This window comes from Bacteroides sp. CACC 737, assembly GCF_013874375.1.
Lineage (GTDB): Bacteria > Bacteroidota > Bacteroidia > Bacteroidales > Bacteroidaceae > Bacteroides > Bacteroides uniformis.
Genome location: NZ_CP059408.1, coordinates 350,387 through 369,429 on the forward strand (window position 1 = coordinate 350,387; position 19,043 = coordinate 369,429).

Here is a 19,043-nt window from a genome sequence, read left to right on the forward strand (position 1 = left end):
AATCTGCAGTATTAGTGTTTTTGCCGAGTGAATTGTTTTATTAACCAATAAAAGGCAAAAGAATGTGTCTCAATAAACTTAAATTTAGGATGAAAAACATGAAATCTATTGCATGGCAAGCCGGATGTCTCTTGTGGTTGGGCATGGCGGTATGCAACTGTACTCCGGCTTCTTCAGGGGAAGACTATGCATCTTACGTAAATCCGTTTATCGGTACGGGTGGGCACGGACATACCTATCCGGGCGCAGTGGTACCCAACGGGATGATTCAGCCGAGCCCCGACACGCGCATCTTTCAGTGGGATGCTTGTTCCGGTTATTACTATGCCGATTCCACCATTAACGGATTCTCGCACACGCACCTCAGTGGAACGGGTTGCGGTGATTATGGCGATGTGCTGCTGATGCCCACCGTGGGCCGTCAGGACTATCATGCGATGGGGAAGAAGAGCCAGCAAATGGCATACGCCTCGCCTTTCTCGCACGGGCGGGAGAAGGCAGAACCGGGATATTATTCCGTATTCCTCGACCGTTATGGCGTACAAGCCGAGTTGACCTCTACCAAGCGCGCCGCCATTCATCGCTACACGTTTCCCAAGTCTGGGAAAGCAGGATTTATCCTTGACCTTGACTACAGCCTCCAGCGTCAGAAGAATGAAGAGATGAAGCTGGAAGTCATCAGTGATACAGAAATCCGCGGACATAAGAAAACCGTTTACTGGGCTTTCGATCAATACATAAACTTCTATGCCAAGTTCTCCAAACCGTTTACTTATACAATGGTGACCGATTCCATGGCATTGGATGAAGGGGAACCGCTGTTGCCCACCGCCAAGGTGCTATTGCAATTCCAGACGGAGAAGGATGAGCAGGTGATGGTGAAGGTGGGTGTTTCAGCTGTGGATATGGACGGTGCCCGCCGGAATGTGGAAGCGGAGATACCCGGATGGGATTTTGACGGAGTGCGTCGGGCAGCCCGCCAATCATGGAATGAATACCTTGCCAAGATAGATATCGAGACGGAGGATGAAGACCAGCGTACCATGTTCTATACGGCGCTTTATCATACGGGTATGCAGCCCAATCTGTTTACCGATGCCGACGGGCGTTATTTTGGCATGGATTTGAAAGTGCATCAGGGTAGCGTGGAAGAGCCCGTCTATACCATTTTCTCTTTGTGGGACACGTTCCGTGCCTACCACCCGTTGATGACGATTATCAATCCGGATTTGAACCAAGCCTTCATCCGCTCGCTCATCCAGAAGGAGCGCGAAGGCGGTGTATTTCCCATGTGGGAATTGGCGGGCAACTATACGGGCACGATGATAGGCTATCATGCTGCCTCCCTTGTGGCAGATGCCTATATGAAGGGCTATCGCGACTTTGATGTACAGAAGGCATACCGCGCTTGCCTGCGTGTGGCGGAGTATGACACTACTGGTATTATCACCCATCCTTTGGTATTGCCTCATTTGATGCCGCAGGCCAAATATTGGAAGAACAAGGTCGGTTACGTGCCTTGCGACAAGGATAATGAAGCAGTAGCTAAGGCCTTGGAGTATGCCTACGATGACTGGTGCATCTCTGTGCTGGCCGGTGAGTTGGGCGACACGCTGAACCAACGGAAGTATGCTGATTTCAGCAAGGGCTATCAGAACTATTTCGATCCAGTTACCCGTTTTATGCGTGGACTGGATAGCAAAGGCAATTGGCGTACGCCGTTCAATCCCCGCTCTTCCAACCATCGCAGTGATGACTATTGTGAGGGGACTGCCTGGCAATGGACCTGGTTTGTTCCTCACGATGTGGAGGGACTGGTGGAACTGATGGGAGGCCGTGAAGCTTTTATCGGTAAGTTGGACTCGCTGTTCGTGGCCGATTCTTCACTGGAAGGTGAACTAGTGTCTGCCGACATTTCCGGCCTGATAGGGCAGTATGCCCATGGTAATGAGCCGAGTCACCATATCATTCACTTCTACAACTATGTGGGCCAACCCTGGCGCACGCAGGAGTTGGTGGACGAGGTACTGCAGACGCTTTATTTCAACAATCCGAACGGGCTTTCGGGTAATGAAGACTGTGGGCAGATGTCGGCATGGTATGTACTGAATGCCATGGGCTTCTACCAAGTTTGCCCAGGCCGTCCGCTCTATTCCATCGGTCGCTCGTTGTTCGACAAGGCGACAGTGAACCTTAAGGATGGAAAGAAATTCACGGTGGTGGCCACGGACAACAGTCGTACGAACAAGTATGTTCAGAAGATGTTGTTGAACGGCGAGGAATTGGTACGCCCGTTCTTTACGCATCAGGACATAACGGACGGTGGCACTTTGGAGTTGATAATGGGCGACAAGCCGGTAAAGACAAACAATTGATAACGTGCGATTAGTTATGAATCACAATAATTACCGTAACCCGGTTTCCTGGGTGCCTTCCGTTTATTTTGCCATGGGGCTGCCTTTCATTGCAGTCAACCTGGTCTCTACGTTCATGTTTAAGGATTTGGGCATATCCGACACGCAGATTGCCTTCTGGACTTCTATCATCATGATGCCCTGGACGTTGAAGTTCCTTTGGAGTCCGTTCCTGGAGATGTACCGCACAAAGAAGTTCTTTGTGGTTATCACCCAGTTGTTGAGCGGATTGCTGTTCGGACTGGTGGCTTTTTCGTTGAAGTTCGATTACTTTTTTGCCATTAGTATTTCGACAATGGCAGTCATCGCTTTCAGCGGAGCCACGCACGATATAGCCTGCGATGGCGTGTATATGGCGGAACTGTCACCTGCCGACCAAGCCAAGTACATCGGTGTGCAGGGGGCTTTCTACAACATCGCCAAATTGGTGGCGAACGGCGGACTGGTGGCGATGGCGGGTATGCTGGCCCAGAGTTTCGGGGCGATGGAAGGCCGTTCTATGCAGGAGAACATGTCTGCTTATAAGGAAGCGTGGATGATTATCTTTATCGTCATTGCCGTGTTGCTGTTGCTGTTGGGGGGGTATCATTCACGGATGTTGCCGTGCACGCAGAAGCGGCAGGACGCCAAGCGTTCGGGCGCGGAGGTGATGCGGGAACTGTGGGCGGTGATAAGGAATTTCTTCACAAAGCGCCACATCTTCTATTACATTTGCTTCATTATCCTCTACCGCTTTGCTGAAGGGCTTGTGATGAAGATTGCACCGCTCTTCTTGCGCTCCTCGCGTGAGGTGGGGGGATTGGGGCTTTCGCTTACTGAAATCGGTACGTTGAACGGTGTCTTCGGTTCAGCGGCTTTTGTGCTGGGATCCTTGTTGGCAGGCATCTACGTGTCGAAGCGCGGGCTGAAGAAGACGCTGTTTTCGCTCTGCATCGTGTTCAACTTTCCGTTCGTGGCCTACACGCTACTCGCCATTTATCAACCGGAGAACCTTTATCTGATAGGTGCGGGCATCGTGGCGGAGTATTTCGGTTACGGCTTCGGCTTCGTGGGGCTGACGTTGTTCATGATGCAGCAGATTGCTCCCGGCAAGCATCAGATGTCACACTACGCCTTTGCTTCCGGCATCATGAATTTGGGAGTGATGCTTCCGGGGATGATGAGTGGTTTCTTTAGTGATTTGTTGGGGTACGAGAAGTTCTTCACTTACGTGCTGTTGGCCGCCGTACCGTCGTTGCTGATAACATACTTCATTCCCTTTACGCATGACGATGAGGTGAAGTAAGCTTTGCAGCATGAATGAGACTTGTTGCATAAAAAACTATTGAATAAAAGAATATAATCTGTGCCCATCTGTGTAATCTGTGGTGCAAAGATAAAAATCCAAAATATTATGAACAATAAATTTACTTCAATCCCTTGGGAAGAGCGTCCGGCAGATTGTGCGGACGTGATGTGGCGTTATTCGCAGAATCCCGTTATCGGACGTTACCATATTCCGACGTCCAACAGTATCTTCAATAGTGCAGTGGTGCCTTTTGGCGACGGATTTGCCGGTGTGTTCCGTTGTGACAACCGGGCGGTGCAGATGAATATTTTTGCCGGTTTCAGCAAGGACGGCATCCACTGGGAAATAGAGCATGAGCCAATCAAGTTCAAGGCCGGGAATACGGACATGATAGAGTCCGAATATAAATACGACCCGCGCGTGACATGGATTGAGGATCGCTACTGGATTACGTGGTGCAACGGCTACTACGGTCCCACCATCGGTATCGGCTATACTTTCGATTTCAAGGAGTTCTTCCAGTGCGAGAATGCTTTCTTGCCTTTCAATCGCAACGGTGTATTGTTGCCTCAGAGGTTCGATGGCAAATATGCACTCTTGAGCCGTCCCAGCGACAGTGGCCATACACCTTTTGGCGACATCTACATCAGCTTCAGCCCCGACATGAAGTTCTGGGGCGAACACCGCCATGTGATGGCTCCCACACCTTTCCCCGAAAGTGCCTGGCAATGCACCAAGATAGGGGCGGGTTCGGTACCGTTCCTCACGGACGAAGGTTGGCTGATGTTCTATCACGGCGTGATAACCACTTGCAACGGTTTCCGTTACTCCATGGGGGCGGCTATTCTGGATAAGGACAATCCTGCCAAGTTGCTCTACCGCACCCGTGAGTATCTGCTTGCGCCTGCTGCTCCATACGAACTGGCAGGCGATGTACCCAATGTGGTGTTCCCTTGCGCAGCATTGCAGGATGGAGAACGTGTAGCTGTATACTACGGTGCAGCCGATACGGTAGTGGGGCTTGCCTTTGGCTATATCCGCGAGATTCTGGAGTTCACGAAGCGCACAAGTATTTTGTAAGCACCAAGCAGTTGGCAGGCGCTTGGTATTGCTGAAAAAAACGTCTGCCGTAACTGTCTTATACTTAGTGAAATATCACTGCAAAGATACTGCATGCTTTTTGCAGTGATACTGCAGAGCCGTTGCAGCGCCACTGCAAAGCTGATGCAGCGTTACTGCAAAGCTGTTGCAGCGCTACTGCAAAGTAGTTTGCAGTGTCACTGCAGACCGTTTGCAGTAACGCTGCAGAGTGCATGCAATGACACCGGCATGGGTAGCGTGCTCACTAACTAATAAAGAACAAATCCCTACTATATTATGAAACGACTGATTACTTTCTGTATCATCTCCTTTGGAATGCTCACGGCATCTATGGCTGCGGAGAAGCAACCGACGGACTATGTGAATCCTTTTATTGGTACCACCAACTTCGGCACTACAAATCCGGGAGCCGTCTGTCCCAATGGAATGATGTCCGTAGTGCCCTTCAACGTGATGGGCTCGGAGGACAACAAATACGATAAAGATGCCCGCTGGTGGTCCACTCCCTATGAGTATCACAATTGTTTCTTCACCGGATATTCGCATGTCAATTTGAGCGGTGTGGGCTGTCCGGAATTGGGTTCTTTGCTGCTGATGCCCACTACGGGAGAGTTGTCCGTGGATTATAAGGAGTATGGAAGCCGCTATAAGGACGAGCAGGCATCCCCCGGATATTACAGCAACTTCCTGACCCGCTACAATGTGAAGACGGAAGTGACGGCAACTCCCCGCACGGGTGTGGCGCGTTTCACCTTTCCTGCTGGGCAAAGCCATGTACTGCTGAATCTGGGCGAAGGTCTGACCAATGAATCGGGAGCTTTTCTGCGTCGGACGGGTGAGTGCGAGTTTGAAGGTATGAAGCTGCTGGGTACTTTCTGCTATAATCCGCAGGCCGTTTTCCCCATCTACTTTGTGATGCGTGTCAACAAGCAGCCTGCTGCTTCGGGCTACTGGAAGAAGCAACGCCCCATGACCGGTGTGGAGGCCGAATGGGATCCCGATAACGGACGCTACAAACTTTACACCGGCTACGGGAAAGAGCTGGCAGGAGATGACATCGGCGCTTACCTTACATTCCATACTGAAGAGGGCGAGCAAGTGGAAGTACAGATGGGAGTCTCTTTTGTGAGTATAGAGAATGCCCGGCTCAATTTGGATATCGAGCAGCAGGGAAAGAACTTCAGCCAAGTGCTGGAGGAAGCCCGTCGTTGCTGGAACGATGACCTCTCGCGCATCCTTGTGGAAGGAGGTACGGAAGAGCAGAAAACCGTTTTTTATACGGCACTCTATCATACGCTGATACATCCCAATATCCTGCAAGATGTGAACGGGGAGTATCCCGCTATGGAGAGTGACAAAATTCTGACCACCAAAGGCGACCGTTATACCGTCTTTTCCTTGTGGGACACTTACCGCAATGTGCACCAGCTTCTTACGCTAGTATATCCCGAACGGCAATTGCAGATGGTGCGCTCCATGCTCGACATGTACCGCGAACACGGCTGGCTTCCCAAATGGGAACTCTACGGCCGTGAGACGCTGACCATGGAAGGTGACCCTTCCATCCCCGTCATCGTCGACACCTGGCTGAAAGGTCTGCGCGACTTTGACATAGAACTGGCCTACGAGGCCATGCGCAAGGGAGCCACCCTGCCGGGGGCGGAGAACCTGCTCCGTCCGGACAATGACGACTATGTGTCATTGGGATATGTGCCTCTGCGGGAGCAGTATGACAATTCCGTTTCACATGCCCTGGAATGCTATATTGCCGACAATGCCTTGTCGCGCATAGCTGCTGCGCTTGGCAAGAAGGAGGATGCCCGTCTGTTCCACGAACGTTCGCTGGGCTACAAGCATTATTACTGTAAGGAGTACGGTACTTTCCGTCCCATCTTGCCGGACGGAGAATTCTATGCTCCTTTCAATCCTATGGAAGGTGAGAATTTTGAGCCCAGCCCCGGCTTCCACGAAGGCAATGCTTGGAACTATACTTTCTATGTTCCCCACGATGTGAAAGGGCTTGCCCGGCTCATGGGTGGAAAGAAGCCGTTTGTAGACAAGCTTCAGCGCGTGTTCGACGAAGGGCTGTACGACCCTGCCAACGAACCGGACATTGCATACGCCCATCTTTTCTCTTATTTCAAGGGTGAGGAGTGGCGCACGCAGAAAGAGCTGCACCGCCTTTTGCAGAAGTATTTCAAGAATGCCCCCGATGGAATTCCCGGCAATGATGATACCGGAACGATGTCCGCTTGGGCTATCTTCAATATGATGGGCTTTTATCCGGATTGTCCCGGAGAACCGGCATATACGCTATCTACTCCGGTATTTGATAAAGTAACCATAAAGCTCGACCCTAAGTATTGGGGACGCGACCAACTGGTAATAGAGACGGAACGTCCGTCGGCAGAATCTCTATATATCCGCGAGATGAAGCTGGGAGGAAAAAAACTGTCCCGATATCGTATCACTCATGAAGAACTGGTGCAGGGAGGTAAACTGCAGTTTAGTCTTCGATAGGTATTGTGAGTCAGGATAACATCGGTGATGGTTTAGGTTGCCCGCTGTTGACAGAGTTCATGTCAGTGGCGGGCTTTTCTATGCAGGTTGGCTTCCGGCAGGTTGATAGGGTATTTCGAACCAGAATTCGGAACCTTTCCCTGGAATAGAGCTGACACCTACTTTTCCGTTCATTTTCCCGGCAATCATGGTGCAGATGGAGAGTCCGAGGCCCGTGCCTTGTTTAAAGCTGTTTAGCTTGACAAAGCGTTCGAATACATCCTTTTGCTTTTCGGGAGGAATGCCGCACCCGGTATCACGGACAAAGAAGCGAATCCTGTCTTCTTGCGGCAGGTGATAACCAATGTCGATGAAACCTTCTTCCGTATGCTTGAGGGCGTTTGACAGATAGTTGTTCAGTACTTGCCTTACCCGCTTGGGAATGGTATGAATGCTACAGCAATCCGTACCGGGGAGGAGACGTATGCAGACTTTGGGCGGAAGTTTCAGTTTTGCCATCGTCTGCATTTCATCAAGCGCCTTGTTTACATCCATATCTCCTTCTGTGAATTCGAGAATGCCGGCTTCGATGCGTGACAGGTCGAGAATATCATTAATCAGTTGCAGCAGCAGTTGGGTGTTTTCTTCGATGATATGTATGTATTCCTTTGTATCTTCGTCTTGTATATAATCGGAAAGTATGGAGGAGAATCCGACAATGGCGTTTAGTGGAGTACGTATCTCGTGGCTCATATTGGCAAGAAAAGCCGATTTCAGGCGGCTGGCTTCTTCTGCTTTCTCTTTGGCTGCCAGTAGTTCGGTGATATCCAGTGCAGAACTGACAATCCATCTCTCTTTTCCTTTGTTGTAGGACACCAGCGTTTTGTGAAACGACAGAACATACTCTCTGCCTTTGGGATTGACAAAGTGTTTGATGTAGGACTGGGGAGTTTCCGACTCTTCGACTTCTTTGTCTGTCTCCTGAATGAAATTATCTTGCATTAGGGGTTTGAACTCCTCTTCATAGTGTCCCACAATATCCTCAGCGGGGACTTCCATCATCTCTGCCGCTTTTTTGTTCCATATCAGGTAGCGTCCTTCGTCGTTTTTGTCTTTTACTGTAGTGGCGATGGGGAGGTTCTCCAGAATACTTTCAAGGAAGAAACGGTATTTTTCGTTTTCCCGGCGTTGGACTTCATCTTCCGTAATGTCGCGTATGAAGGCCATGGCATAATTTCTGTTGAGGTAGACCATGCGCACTGCGATATATAGTTCTTCACTACTTTCCACTCTTATCTTTAGGATCAGGCTGTCCGAAGTGCGGGTATTCAGTACGCGTAACAGCGACGTCATGTATTTCCGGCATTCATCGGCGTCTGTCACTAAATTATTGATATTTAGAACTCCCGAATTCAGAAATGGAAGTCTGTTCGCCTTTTCGGTAGGTGTATTAAGTAGTTTTACGACAATACCTTGTCTGTTCAGCAGATATACTGGAATGTCTATTGCCCGGATAATCTGTCTGTTCAGACTTTTGTATTTATGATTTATCCAGTATAGAAAGCTTGCAGATGTAACGGCAATTAACAGAAATAACTGTACTTCTCCAAATAATGTAAGATGCATACGCAGTGTCTTTCATTTCGTCTGTCCTCATTGACGAAGGTTATTATATAAAAAGCGCGAGGACTGTTATTGTCTATCTGCATTCGAGGCTCTGGAAAATGCCCACACCGTTAATAGACAACAGCCCCCACGCCTAAGTATATAATAACATAGACGTGAAGAAACTGTTGCTATTATCCTGCGGTGTTTAAGAGAATTTTCCAGATTCCGAATAGCAGGGATAATAACTTTCGCTTCTTGCGTTCTTATCGAATCGAGTCAAAAGTGACGTTATCACTATAACAGCCAAGACTTTGGTGCAAAAGTAGTATATTTTTCGGGATGTACAGTATGATGAGGACAATAAAGTGTATATGCAAACAAAGCGTGATGGTATTTGACCGTCACGCTTTGTATAGCCTGCCATTAAAAGTTGTTGTTAGAGAGAATTGTTAGAGGATTTATTTCATGGCTTCTATGGTATATCCTTGTTGTTTCAGAAGGTTCAGCACTCCATTGTCTCCGGGCAGGTGTCCGGCACCGACTACGAAAAGGGTGGGGGCTTCCGTCATGATGGCAGGCATCTTTTCAACCCATGCCTTGTTGCGGTTGTCCAGCATGGCTTCCATCTCTCCGGGCAGCGGGTCGCATGAATTGCCGTCGCGCTCTTCCATCAGTTGCAGCATGGCATCCAGATCCTGCTTTTCATAAGCGGCAATCAGGCGCTTGCTTTGCTCGATACCTTTCTCGATGTCACTGATAGCGCAGTAGAGGAGGTTTGCCTGGCGTTGCAGCGTCTGGCTGTTGAACAGAATGTCTATTTGTGACTGGGCTGTTTCCAGACCGCCAACTTTCTTGCCTTGCTGTCCGGCCTGCTGCTGGAAGTAAGTGTCGAGCTGTTCTTGCGGGTTGAAGCCCGGAGTATGTTTCATGTAGAGCAGGACGACAAGCTGCTGGTTGATGGCAGCCGGTTTCAGTTGAGCAAGCATGGCGATGTCTACCATCATATTCTCTTTTACAACTTTACCCACTTCTTCGTATTGCTCGGGAGTAAAGAGGCTTTGCAGCGTGGTGTCTTTGGGCATCATCATCTGCTGTTGCATGCTTTGCATGAAGGTGGGAGTCGCCATTTCGCTCATCACGACCTCACCGTAGACTTGGGTGGTTTCGTTCATGGCCTGCGGCATGGCGGCGATGCTGTCCTTGATGCTGAGTGGAGAGAGATGGTAAGTACCGAAAATATAGGATGGTTTCTCTAATCCTTTACCGGATACTTTCCATAAAAGTTGTGCATTGGCACTCAGCGCAATGCTGATGAATACGAGGATGCCTAAAAGTTTCTTCATTGTTTTCTTCTTTTAATTGTTTCTGGACTATCAGTCGGGAAAGAGTAAAGAAAATCACAAGAAGGGAAAAAATTAGTATCATTTTATTCTTCCTCCGCAGAGCCAGTGTTGGGTGTAATATTTTTCCCGGAGGTTGCTGACTATGACTCCCTGGCTGGTACTGGCATGTATAAATTTGCCGTCCTTGAGGTAGATACCTACGTGTGCCACTTTTTTGCGGGAAGCACGGCTGGTGAAGAACACCAAATCTCCCTCACGCAAGTTGCGGCGGGAGATTTTGCTGCTCTCTTTCAGTTGCCCGTCTGTGCTTCTCGACAGACGGGTGTGGTAAACTTTCTTATACAGTTGCGATACCAGTCCGGAGCAGTCTGTCCCCCGCTTGCTGTCGCCACCAGCACGATAGGGGGTGCCTATCCATTCGGAGGCATGGATGTACAGCTTGTGGTTGTCCTGCAGTTCAATATCCACTCCCAAACGGACGGATGCCTGTGCCAGGGCTTTGTAGTCCAGGCGTGGCGCGGAGGTATGGCAGGAACTTAGACCTATCAATATGATGGTAAAGGCTACTATATAAGAAAGATATTTTTTCATGCTTCCGAGTTTTTTTCTTCTACCGTTTTATCTTCTTTTTCCGTTATTTCTTCTACGGCTGCTTCTGCTTCTTCTACCGTTTCTTCTACCACGGCTTCTTCCTCCACGCCGACGTTGAAGTAAGCTTCCAATTCCTGTTCGGCAGAGTTGTTCTCATTTCGTATATCGCGGATAATAACACCGTTTTCTAACAATGCAATACGCGGGCAAACGTCCACTGTGTGGTTCAGGTTATGGCTGGAAATGATGACAGTGGCTCCGTGTTCTTCATTGTATCTTTTCAGCAAGTGTTTGATTACGGACTGTGAACTGGGGTCAAGGAAGTTGAACGGTTCATCCAGAATCAACAGTTGCGGATGGTGGAGCATGGCGGAGATGATGCCGATTTTCTGCTTGTTTCCGGCAGAATAGTTGCGGATGAATTTCTTCTGGCCCATTACCTCGCCGTTCATGAAGCGTTCGAAGGGAAGCAGGCGTTCGTCTACCTCCTCTTTCTTCAGACCGTACATCTTGCCGATGAAATAGAAGTATTCTTCGGGAGTGAGGTAGTCTATCAGGAAACCGTCGTCTATAAAGGCTCCCGTGAAGTTCTTCCAGTCCTCACTTTTGCTGACGTCAATGTCATTGATGGTTACATTGCCCCGGTCTGCCTGTAGTAAGTCAAGAATAAGGCGGAAGAGGGTGGTCTTGCCTGCACCGTTGTTGCCTACCAGTCCCAGCATATCGCCTTGCCCGATGGTGTAGTTCTCTATATCTACGGCTTTTTTTGTGCCGAAATTCTTCTGTAAATTGTTGATGCGTATCATGTTAGTGATTGATGTTTAATGATTTCTATTTCTGTCTACTGTCCCTGAAGCCTTCCATATTCTTGTAGCGGCGTTTCATGAGTCGGTGATATACATTCATCAGCCAGAATTTGGAAGTGGCGATGAATGCCACGCCGATGCCGATAAGTATCCAGGGGGTGACCTCTTTGCCAAAGATGGCATTCAGTGCAAAAAGCAGCAGTAAAGGTATGCCGAAAGCACCTCCTGAAATCAGATTCTGCAGACCGGTGCCTATATTCTGCCGGCTGGTCATCTTTGAATTCAGGTCGGTAGTCTTGTTGTTGTAGACTGCCAGTTGGAACAGACAGCAGTATACGGCTCCCGGAATGAATATCAGCCATGCAATGCAACCGAGTACGGATACCTTCCCGGTAACCATACCGGGAATCATCAGAATCGTAGGAATGAGCAATGCAATGCTGTACAGTATGTATTTGGCACGCAGCAGCGAGTAGATAGATTCCTTGCGGCTCATCAGTCCGTCAATGTAATTGCCTTCGTAACCCATCAGTGTGCTGAGGAACATGATGCCGAAGATAATGTAATTATAAAGGACGAAGAAATCTCTCAGACCTCCGTCATACACATCGGAAAAGCTAATGATACTACTGAACATTATCACTACACCGGTGATGGAATAGAGCGAACGCTTACAAATCTTGTTGCGTAGCAATAACTTGAGTTCCAGTCTCATGTATTCGCCTATTTCGCCGTAGCGGTCGAGGAATTTGTATTCGGATACATGTTTTATCCGTGTATCTTCCACTTTGTTCAGTTCATTGTAGATGAGTTTCTGCATCAGGGTGCGGTTGATGAACCACATGAGGGCGATGGCAGCCAGTACACCGATGAATGACAGTATATTGCCGGTGATGAACCCTTCTCCCAGATTGACAAAACAGTCGAAAAGCGGACTGTTGTCCGGAATGAATAGTGCGGCGACAATGCCACCATATACTACTACTGGTAATGCCAGCCACCAGATGCGCTCACCCATCAGTGTGCGGCACAACAAGAACCAGTAGTTATTGAATACCATCAGCAGCCAGATGCCAATGCAATAGGTCAGCACACCACTGATTCCATAGAATTTGGTGACGGTGATGATGGAAAACGGAACAAACAGAAACAGCCAGAACAGATTGAAGCCATCCAGTCCGGAACGGATCAGCAGGAAGTCTATAAGACGATTCCGTTTGATGGGAAGCAGCAGGTAGGGCTTCACTTCCTGGGTGGGTGTTTTTTGGAAAGGCAGGCGTATCAGGAAATCCAGCACAAGGACAAATATCAATCCGGAGTTCATTACGTGATAGGCTTCTGTGGCACCACCGTCAAAGGCGAATGCAAAGGTCGTACCGAAGAATATCAGGTAACCGGCCCAGAAGACGAACATGAAGTACATCCAGAATTTTCCGAATTTACTTTTTTCGTACATCGGATTTCGTTTTTCCGCCAGTTTTCCGTGCTTGCGCAAATCTAAGAAAAGACTCATAGTATTTGTATATATAGAGTTTGTATAAAAAAGGCTGCGCTGCCTTTTAAACAACGCAGCCTTCTGTGTGTATGGCTCTCTTATTCTTTGTCAGGAGTTTCAGGACTGATCATTGATACCTCAATCTCATTCTTCTGCTTGAACAAGTCGTCGGTGAACTTCTGGATGTCCTTCACGGTAATGCTGTTGACTATCTGTTCGTAATCCTTTATCGGATTCATACCGGTGAACAGGTATTCGTCAATACTTCCCAGCCAGTAGCTGTTCTCCTTCAAGTCTTCGGCGTGTTTTTTCAGCATGAACTCCTTCACTTTATTCAGATCTCCTTCCGACGGACCTGCTTTGGCGATGTTGTCGAGTTCTGTAAAGATAATCTGCATCAACTTTTCTCTTTTTGCCGGAGCGGTTTCGAATATAATTTGCAGAAGGGCCTTTTCTTTCGGATATTTGCTTAACTGGCCGCCTACATATACACCGTAAGTGCCACCTTCGTCTTCACGTACCTTGGCTGTATAAACCAAGTCAAGAATCTGGCTGGTCATATCCAGCAGGATGTCATTTTTCAGGTCGTACTTGCAGTCACCGTTCAGCAGGACAAAATTTGACGCTTTAGCAGTTTCCTGCTTCCTTACGAACTCATTTTTATAAACTCCCTGGCGCATGTCGACTTTATTGTCCTTGAATGTTTCCTTGCGGTTGATGGCAGGCAGTGAACCCAGGTACTCGGCGATGAGTGGTTTCATTTCCTCCACATTCACATTTCCTACAAAGATAAAGGTAAAATCGCTGGCATCTTTGTAGCGGTCTTGATACATGGACAGAATCTTGTCATAATCCATCTTGTCAATCATGTCCGCCTTTATTCTGGCTCTTCTGGGATGGTGCATGTAAATACCGGCCGAGACAGAGTCACTGAACGCCACCTGGGGATTCATTTCCATATTCTGCAAAGCAGCTTTGTTGCGGTTCTTGTAGGATGCGAAGGCATCGTCGTCACGGCGTGGAGCGGTGAACGTCAAGTAAGTGAGCTGCATCATTGTTTCGAAGTCTTTCGGTGAACAGCTGCCATTGACGGTTTCTGTCTTGTCACCGATACCATAGCTGACGGAAGCTTTCTTGCCGGCCAGAACTTTTTCCAGGTCTACGGCACTGAAATTACCCAGACCACCGACACTCACTGCATCCAGTCCGTTGATGTTGATGATTTCCGAGTCGGGGAACAGGGAACTACCGCCTAGGCTGACTCCCTTCATGCGGATTTCGTCTGCCTTGAAGTCTGTCTTCTTGATAATGACCTTGACTCCGTTGGAGAGTGTCAGCGTTGTAGTGCTGAATATATCGTCTGTCTGCTCGGATACAATCTTTCCGCCTTTCGGGGCTTCGGCCATCAAAGGTTCATCCGATACCTTGTCTACGTAGGCAGTCAGTTTTTCAGCTTTAATATCTTTCAGTATCTTCTTGATTGCATCTTCTGTCGGCATTTTCAATCCTTCCTTATCCGGACCGAGAATTGCGACTACCTGGTTACTGTCTGTCACGAGGGCTTGCATCATCTGGTTCAGTGCGGCAACCGGAATGGCGGGAGCTATCTGATTGATGATGGCGTATTCGTTTTCGATGCCTGGAATCGGTTCGTTATCGAGGAAATGACGGACATATTCATCCACGTACTCTTCATTCTTGCGTTTGTCACGCTCGTTATAAGCAGATTCCAGTTGGCGCAGATATTCGGCACGGGCACGGTTGTATTCCGTTTCCGTAAAGCCGAATTGGCGGGCGCGTTCTGTTTCGCGCAGGAGAGTGGCTATTCCATTTTCTATGGCATCTTCCTTGCAGACAACGACACCGGTGAAGGCATCTTTGGTTTTGGCAACAAAGAAATCATCGTCATAAGTGGCGGCATATATATAAGGAGGATTGGCGGTCTGTACCAATTCGTTCAGACGCGCATTCAGCATATTGTTGATGAGCGTGGTTGCATAATTCTGTACCAGATAGCCCATGTCGCCTTTCTGCTCGTCAGGAGTGGCTTCGTGCTTGTTGAAGATGAGGGCTTGTACATTGGACTGTTCCTTGTCCTGATAAACCAATACGATAGGCTCCTTGTTGTCGTTTACCGGATAGTACTCACGTTTGGCAGCATTGGGCTGGGCGGGAATATCAGAAAATATTTTCTTGATTTGGGCTTCGATGGCATCCACGTCTATATCGCCAACTACCACAATACCCTGAAGGTCCGGACGGTACCACTTTTCATAGTAGTCTCTCAAGGTTTGCGGTTTGAAGTTCATAACGACCTCCATCGTTCCGATAGGGAAACAAGTGGCATACTTCGTTCCTTCGAACATGACCGGAAGCATCTTCTCCTGGAAGCGTTGTATGGCGCTCATACGGGTGCGCCATTCTTCGTTGATGACTCCGCGTTCCTTGTCTATTTCCTTCGGGTCCAGAGTCAAATCGTTACTCCAATCGTGCAGAATCAGCAAGCAGGAGTCGATGGCTCCCGGAGTAGTGACCGGCACATTGGAAATGTTGTATACGGTTTCGTCTACGGAAGTATAGGCGTTCAAGTTCTCACCGAATTTCACCCCGATACGCTCCAGGTATTGTTTCAGTGCATCACCGGGGAAGTGGGTCGTTCCATTGAAACACATGTGTTCCAGGAAATGGGCAAGGCCGCGTTGGTCGGCTTCTTCTTGAATGGAGCCTACCTTTTGGGCAATGTAAAAGTCGGCCCGGTTTGCAGGCTGGCTGTTCTTGCGGATATAATAGGTCAATCCGTTGTCCAACTTTCCGATACGGACATTTTTGTCGACCGGGATAGGCGGCATTTGCTGTGCAAATACCTGCTGAAAATTGCAGCAAAGAATTAACGCTACAATCCATAAACCGCGTAATAGATGTTTCATATTATTATGAATTTAAATTGTTCTTGAACTATCTGTCGGACAGCCCTTAGATAAATCACAACTTCTGTTGTTTTTTTCGGATTCCATTCCGGATAAATGGAATTTATCTGACTGCTTCCCGGATGCGGACCAATTTGGTCAGCAGGTCTTCCAGCAGGTCGAGTTTCAGCATGTTGGCGCCGTCACTCTTGGCTACGGTGGGATTTTCGTGGGTTTCGATGAACAGTCCGTCTACACCTACGGCAACACCGGCTTTGGCTACGGTCTCGATAAGTTGCGGCATACCTCCCGTGACACCACTGGTCTGGTTGGGCTGTTGCAGGGAGTGGGTTACATCCAGGATGACAGGGAAACCGAAGGTCTGCATTTCGGGGATGCCGCGATAGTCGATGACCAAATCCTGATAACCGAAAGTAGTTCCGCGTTCCGTCAGCATGACGTTCCTATTGCCTGCTTCCACTACTTTATCAGCCGCAAAGCGCATGGCAAGCGGAGAGAGGAACTGCCCTTTCTTGATGTTGATGGTTTTTCCGGTTTTGGCGGCGGCTACAAGCAGGTCTGTCTGCCGGCAGAGGAAGGCGGGAATTTGCAGAATATCCACATATTCGGCAGCCATGGTGGCTTCTTCGGCGGCATGAATATCGGTTACGGTAGGTACTCCGAAAGTGGTGTGCACTTTTTGCAGTATCTTCAGCGCCTTTTCGTCACCGATACCCATAAAGGAATCCAGGCGGGAGCGGTTGGCTTTGCGGTACGACCCTTTGAATACATAGGGGATTTGCAGTTTTTCGGTGATAGTCACGATACGTTCGGCAATGCGCATTGCCATTTCTTCTCCTTCGATGACACATGGACCTGCCAGTAGGAAGAAGTTTCCGGCAGGATTATTCTTTAATTCAATCATAGGTTGTTACTGATTAAGTATTTTCAATTGGGTATAATCAATGTTATTGCTTCATGCAGTACGCTGATGTCCAGTGGAAAATGACGGTCGAGAATACGTCCGTCCAAATCGACAGAGGCATTTTGCGCACGCAGCACTTTTACTTTTTGCGTACGGTAGGGCATCACTACCTTATGGTTCAGAATCCGCCCTTGGATAAGCATCCACAATCCCGACCATAGTTGCAGCAATTCGGGACGGTAAATGACGGAAACATCCAGCCAGCCGTTATAGGGCACTGCACTAGGCGCCTGGCCGTATCCCCACGCACTGCCTATGCAGACAGTCATGATGCGTCCGCGTATATGCTCGCCGTTTATCTTGAGATGCATGCGGTACAACTTACGTTCGAAGATAATGGATAGCAGTGCCATGAAGTAAGAGAGGAACTTCACTCCCCAAAAACGCTTGCACTGGTCGGTGATTTTCACGATACGGGCTCCCAGACCTATGTTGATGGCATTGAGAAAGTAGCGTGTCAGATGCTTTTCACCGTCGTAATAATAGCAGGTACCCACGTCTATTTTCCGGCGGCGGTTGTTGATGATGCAATCCACCGCTTTCTTGTAGTCCGAACTCATTTCCCAATAGTCGGCAAAGTCATTTCCTATACCATTGGGGATGATGCCGATGGCTATATTCTCCTTGTCCGGTGCATTGGAAAGCATGATGCCGTTAATGACGTCATTCAGTGCGCCGTCACCGCCTACTACAACAATGGTGCGGTAGCCGTTGTTGGCAAGGATACCTGCCAGACGCTCTACCGAACCGAACCCTTCGGACTGCACATAGTCGTAAGGCACACCTTTGCTGTCCATGTATTCTTTGATTTCTTTCCACCGTTTCTGCACTTTCCGCGTTCCGGCCTTGGGGTTGTATATTACTCCCAACTTTTCGGGTTCTGCACTCATGATTCTATTTACAATTTGACTATTTACAGTTTACGATTTAAATCACCCGGTTCTTCATCATTTCATCATCCTTCCAACTTCTTCTTTACAAAAGCTATCTTTTCTTCCATCGGCCATCGGGCATTCATCCAATGGATGGTAAATCCACGCCGTTCCATACCGCGGAACCAGGTCATCTGGCGTTTGGCAAACTGGTGGATGGCTGTTTCCAGTTGCGTGAACATCTCTTCATAGGTCAGCTTGCCGATGACATAAAGTGTCAGATACTTGTATTCCAGTCCGTAATAGATGAGGTCATCCGGTTGGATGCCTTGCTCTATCAGACGGCGCACTTCGTCTATCATTCCTTCTTCCAGGCGCTGGTGCAGGCGGCGGGTGATTTTCTCCCGACGCAATTCCCGGTCGATGTCCACACCTATGATGAGGCTGTTCATCTGGGGGAAGGAACGTTCGTCTACTGGGGTATGGGCATAATACTCTTCGATTTCGATGGCTCGTATGACACGTTTGGCTGTGTCCACGTCCGTAGTATTGTGCAGGCTTTTGTAACCTTTCAGTATGTCGGTCAGTTCTTCCAGCGATTTGTCCGCCAGACGGGTGCGCAACTCAGGATTCTCGGGTACGGGCAGCAGACGGTAGCCTTTCAGCACTGATTCGAGATACATTCCGGTTCCTCCACATACAACGGGCAGGCAACCTTTTTGTTTAATAGTCTCGTAAGCATTCAAGAAATCACGCTGATACTCGAAAACATTGTACTTATAGCCCGGGTCGGCTATGTCGATGAGGTGATAGGGAATCTGTTTCCCGTCGACGGTATAGTCGGCAAGGTCTTTGCCGGTGCCCAGGTCCATCCCCCGGTAGATTTGCCGTGAATCGGCACTGATGATTTCCGTATGGAGTTCGGCGGCCAAGGCGGCTGCAAATGGAGTCTTTCCTGAGGCGGTAGGCCCTAATATGGCGATTAAATCATAGTCTGGCATATATAAGTTCTTGTTAATCTCATTACAAAGATAGTGCAAACCGAATGCAGAATAAAATGAACTCGTTCATTTTTTATGCTGAGGTGCAGCCTATCTTCGTGTTAGTGCAAAGATAATGCAAACTGGGAGTATAA

Annotated in this window: 13 protein-coding genes; 4 read left to right on the plus strand and 9 right to left on the minus strand. The window is 48.6% G+C overall.

Annotated elements, in window-relative coordinates; genetic code table 11:
- Positions 1-89 precede the first annotated feature (89 nt).
- From H1A11_RS01600 to H1A11_RS01615, 4 genes are all read left to right on the plus strand, one after another.
- Positions 90-2,375, plus strand: coding sequence for a GH92 family glycosyl hydrolase (locus H1A11_RS01600; protein WP_181757634.1), 2,286 nt, complete (start codon positions 90-92; stop codon positions 2,373-2,375).
- A gap of 16 nt (positions 2,376-2,391) precedes the next feature.
- The gene (locus H1A11_RS01605; protein WP_117588977.1) at positions 2,392-3,699 is read left to right on the plus strand and encodes an MFS transporter; all 1,308 of its coding nucleotides are present in this window, start codon (positions 2,392-2,394) and stop codon (positions 3,697-3,699) included.
- A gap of 108 nt (positions 3,700-3,807) precedes the next feature.
- A complete protein-coding gene (locus H1A11_RS01610; RefSeq protein ID WP_117965961.1) occupies positions 3,808-4,782 on the plus strand; it encodes a glycoside hydrolase family 130 protein in 975 nt (324 codons plus the stop codon).
- Positions 4,783-5,079: 297 nt separating this feature from the next.
- Positions 5,080-7,323, plus strand: coding sequence for a GH92 family glycosyl hydrolase (locus H1A11_RS01615; protein WP_181757635.1), 2,244 nt, complete (start codon positions 5,080-5,082; stop codon positions 7,321-7,323).
- Between the two features lie 78 nt (positions 7,324-7,401).
- On the opposite strand, the gene H1A11_RS01620 is transcribed toward H1A11_RS01615, so the two are convergent.
- The 9 genes from H1A11_RS01620 to miaA all read right to left on the minus strand — a co-directional run bounded on the left by H1A11_RS01620 (position 7,402) and on the right by miaA (position 18,909).
- Positions 7,402-8,928, minus strand: coding sequence for an ATP-binding protein (locus H1A11_RS01620; protein WP_117965964.1), 1,527 nt, complete (start codon positions 8,926-8,928; stop codon positions 7,402-7,404).
- Positions 8,929-9,368: 440 nt separating this feature from the next.
- Positions 9,369-10,253 (minus strand): TraB/GumN family protein, encoded by an 885-nt coding sequence (locus tag H1A11_RS01625; RefSeq protein WP_117965967.1) that lies wholly within the window; start codon positions 10,251-10,253, stop codon positions 9,369-9,371.
- Between the two features lie 78 nt (positions 10,254-10,331).
- Positions 10,332-10,844: a C40 family peptidase gene (locus H1A11_RS01630; RefSeq protein ID WP_117601111.1), complete on the minus strand. Its 513-nt coding sequence runs from the start codon at positions 10,842-10,844 to the stop codon at positions 10,332-10,334.
- Positions 10,841-11,650 carry an ABC transporter ATP-binding protein gene (locus H1A11_RS01635; protein ID WP_117965970.1) on the minus strand — a complete coding sequence of 270 codons (810 nt, stop codon included), beginning with the start codon at positions 11,648-11,650 and terminating at the stop codon, positions 10,841-10,843. The genes H1A11_RS01630 and H1A11_RS01635 overlap by 4 nt, the downstream gene beginning before the upstream one ends.
- Before the next feature lie 25 nt (positions 11,651-11,675).
- A complete protein-coding gene (locus H1A11_RS01640; protein ID WP_117965973.1) occupies positions 11,676-13,163 on the minus strand; it encodes a DUF5687 family protein in 1,488 nt (495 codons plus the stop codon).
- Between the two features lie 80 nt (positions 13,164-13,243).
- A complete protein-coding gene (locus H1A11_RS01645) occupies positions 13,244-16,072 on the minus strand; it encodes a pitrilysin family protein (protein ID WP_181757636.1) in 2,829 nt (942 codons plus the stop codon).
- A 103-nt stretch (positions 16,073-16,175) separates the two neighbouring features.
- The gene (gene kdsA / locus H1A11_RS01650) at positions 16,176-16,976 is read right to left on the minus strand and encodes a 3-deoxy-8-phosphooctulonate synthase (RefSeq protein ID WP_117601107.1); all 801 of its coding nucleotides are present in this window, start codon (positions 16,974-16,976) and stop codon (positions 16,176-16,178) included.
- Between the two features lie 23 nt (positions 16,977-16,999).
- Positions 17,000-17,926, minus strand: a complete 927-nt coding sequence (locus tag H1A11_RS01655; protein ID WP_005828845.1) for a diacylglycerol kinase family protein — start codon at positions 17,924-17,926, stop codon at positions 17,000-17,002.
- A 65-nt stretch (positions 17,927-17,991) separates the two neighbouring features.
- Complete coding sequence (gene miaA, locus H1A11_RS01660; RefSeq protein ID WP_181757637.1) at positions 17,992-18,909, minus strand: tRNA (adenosine(37)-N6)-dimethylallyltransferase MiaA; 918 nt, start codon at positions 18,907-18,909, stop codon at positions 17,992-17,994.
- Between the last annotated feature and the right edge of the window lie 134 nt (positions 18,910-19,043).

Excerpts from the sequence above, each read along its gene's own strand:
- H1A11_RS01600 (WP_181757634.1), top strand. The coding sequence starts at position 90 with ATGAAAAACATGAAATCTATTGCATGGCAAGCCGGATGTCTCTTGTGG.
- H1A11_RS01605 (WP_117588977.1), top strand. The coding sequence starts at position 2,392 with ATGAATCACAATAATTACCGTAACCCGGTTTCCTGGGTGCCTTCCGTT.
- H1A11_RS01610 (WP_117965961.1), top strand. The coding sequence starts at position 3,808 with ATGAACAATAAATTTACTTCAATCCCTTGGGAAGAGCGTCCGGCAGAT.
- H1A11_RS01615 (WP_181757635.1), top strand. The coding sequence starts at position 5,080 with ATGAAACGACTGATTACTTTCTGTATCATCTCCTTTGGAATGCTCACG.
- H1A11_RS01620 (WP_117965964.1), bottom strand. The coding sequence starts at position 8,928 with ATGCATCTTACATTATTTGGAGAAGTACAGTTATTTCTGTTAATTGCC.
- H1A11_RS01625 (WP_117965967.1), bottom strand. The coding sequence starts at position 10,253 with ATGAAGAAACTTTTAGGCATCCTCGTATTCATCAGCATTGCGCTGAGT.
- H1A11_RS01630 (WP_117601111.1), bottom strand. The coding sequence starts at position 10,844 with ATGAAAAAATATCTTTCTTATATAGTAGCCTTTACCATCATATTGATA.
- H1A11_RS01635 (WP_117965970.1), bottom strand. The coding sequence starts at position 11,650 with ATGATACGCATCAACAATTTACAGAAGAATTTCGGCACAAAAAAAGCC.
- H1A11_RS01640 (WP_117965973.1), bottom strand. The coding sequence starts at position 13,163 with ATGAGTCTTTTCTTAGATTTGCGCAAGCACGGAAAACTGGCGGAAAAA.
- H1A11_RS01645 (WP_181757636.1), bottom strand. The coding sequence starts at position 16,072 with ATGAAACATCTATTACGCGGTTTATGGATTGTAGCGTTAATTCTTTGC.
- kdsA (WP_117601107.1), bottom strand. The coding sequence starts at position 16,976 with ATGATTGAATTAAAGAATAATCCTGCCGGAAACTTCTTCCTACTGGCA.
- H1A11_RS01655 (WP_005828845.1), bottom strand. The coding sequence starts at position 17,926 with ATGAGTGCAGAACCCGAAAAGTTGGGAGTAATATACAACCCCAAGGCC.
- miaA (WP_181757637.1), bottom strand. The coding sequence starts at position 18,909 with ATGCCAGACTATGATTTAATCGCCATATTAGGGCCTACCGCCTCAGGA.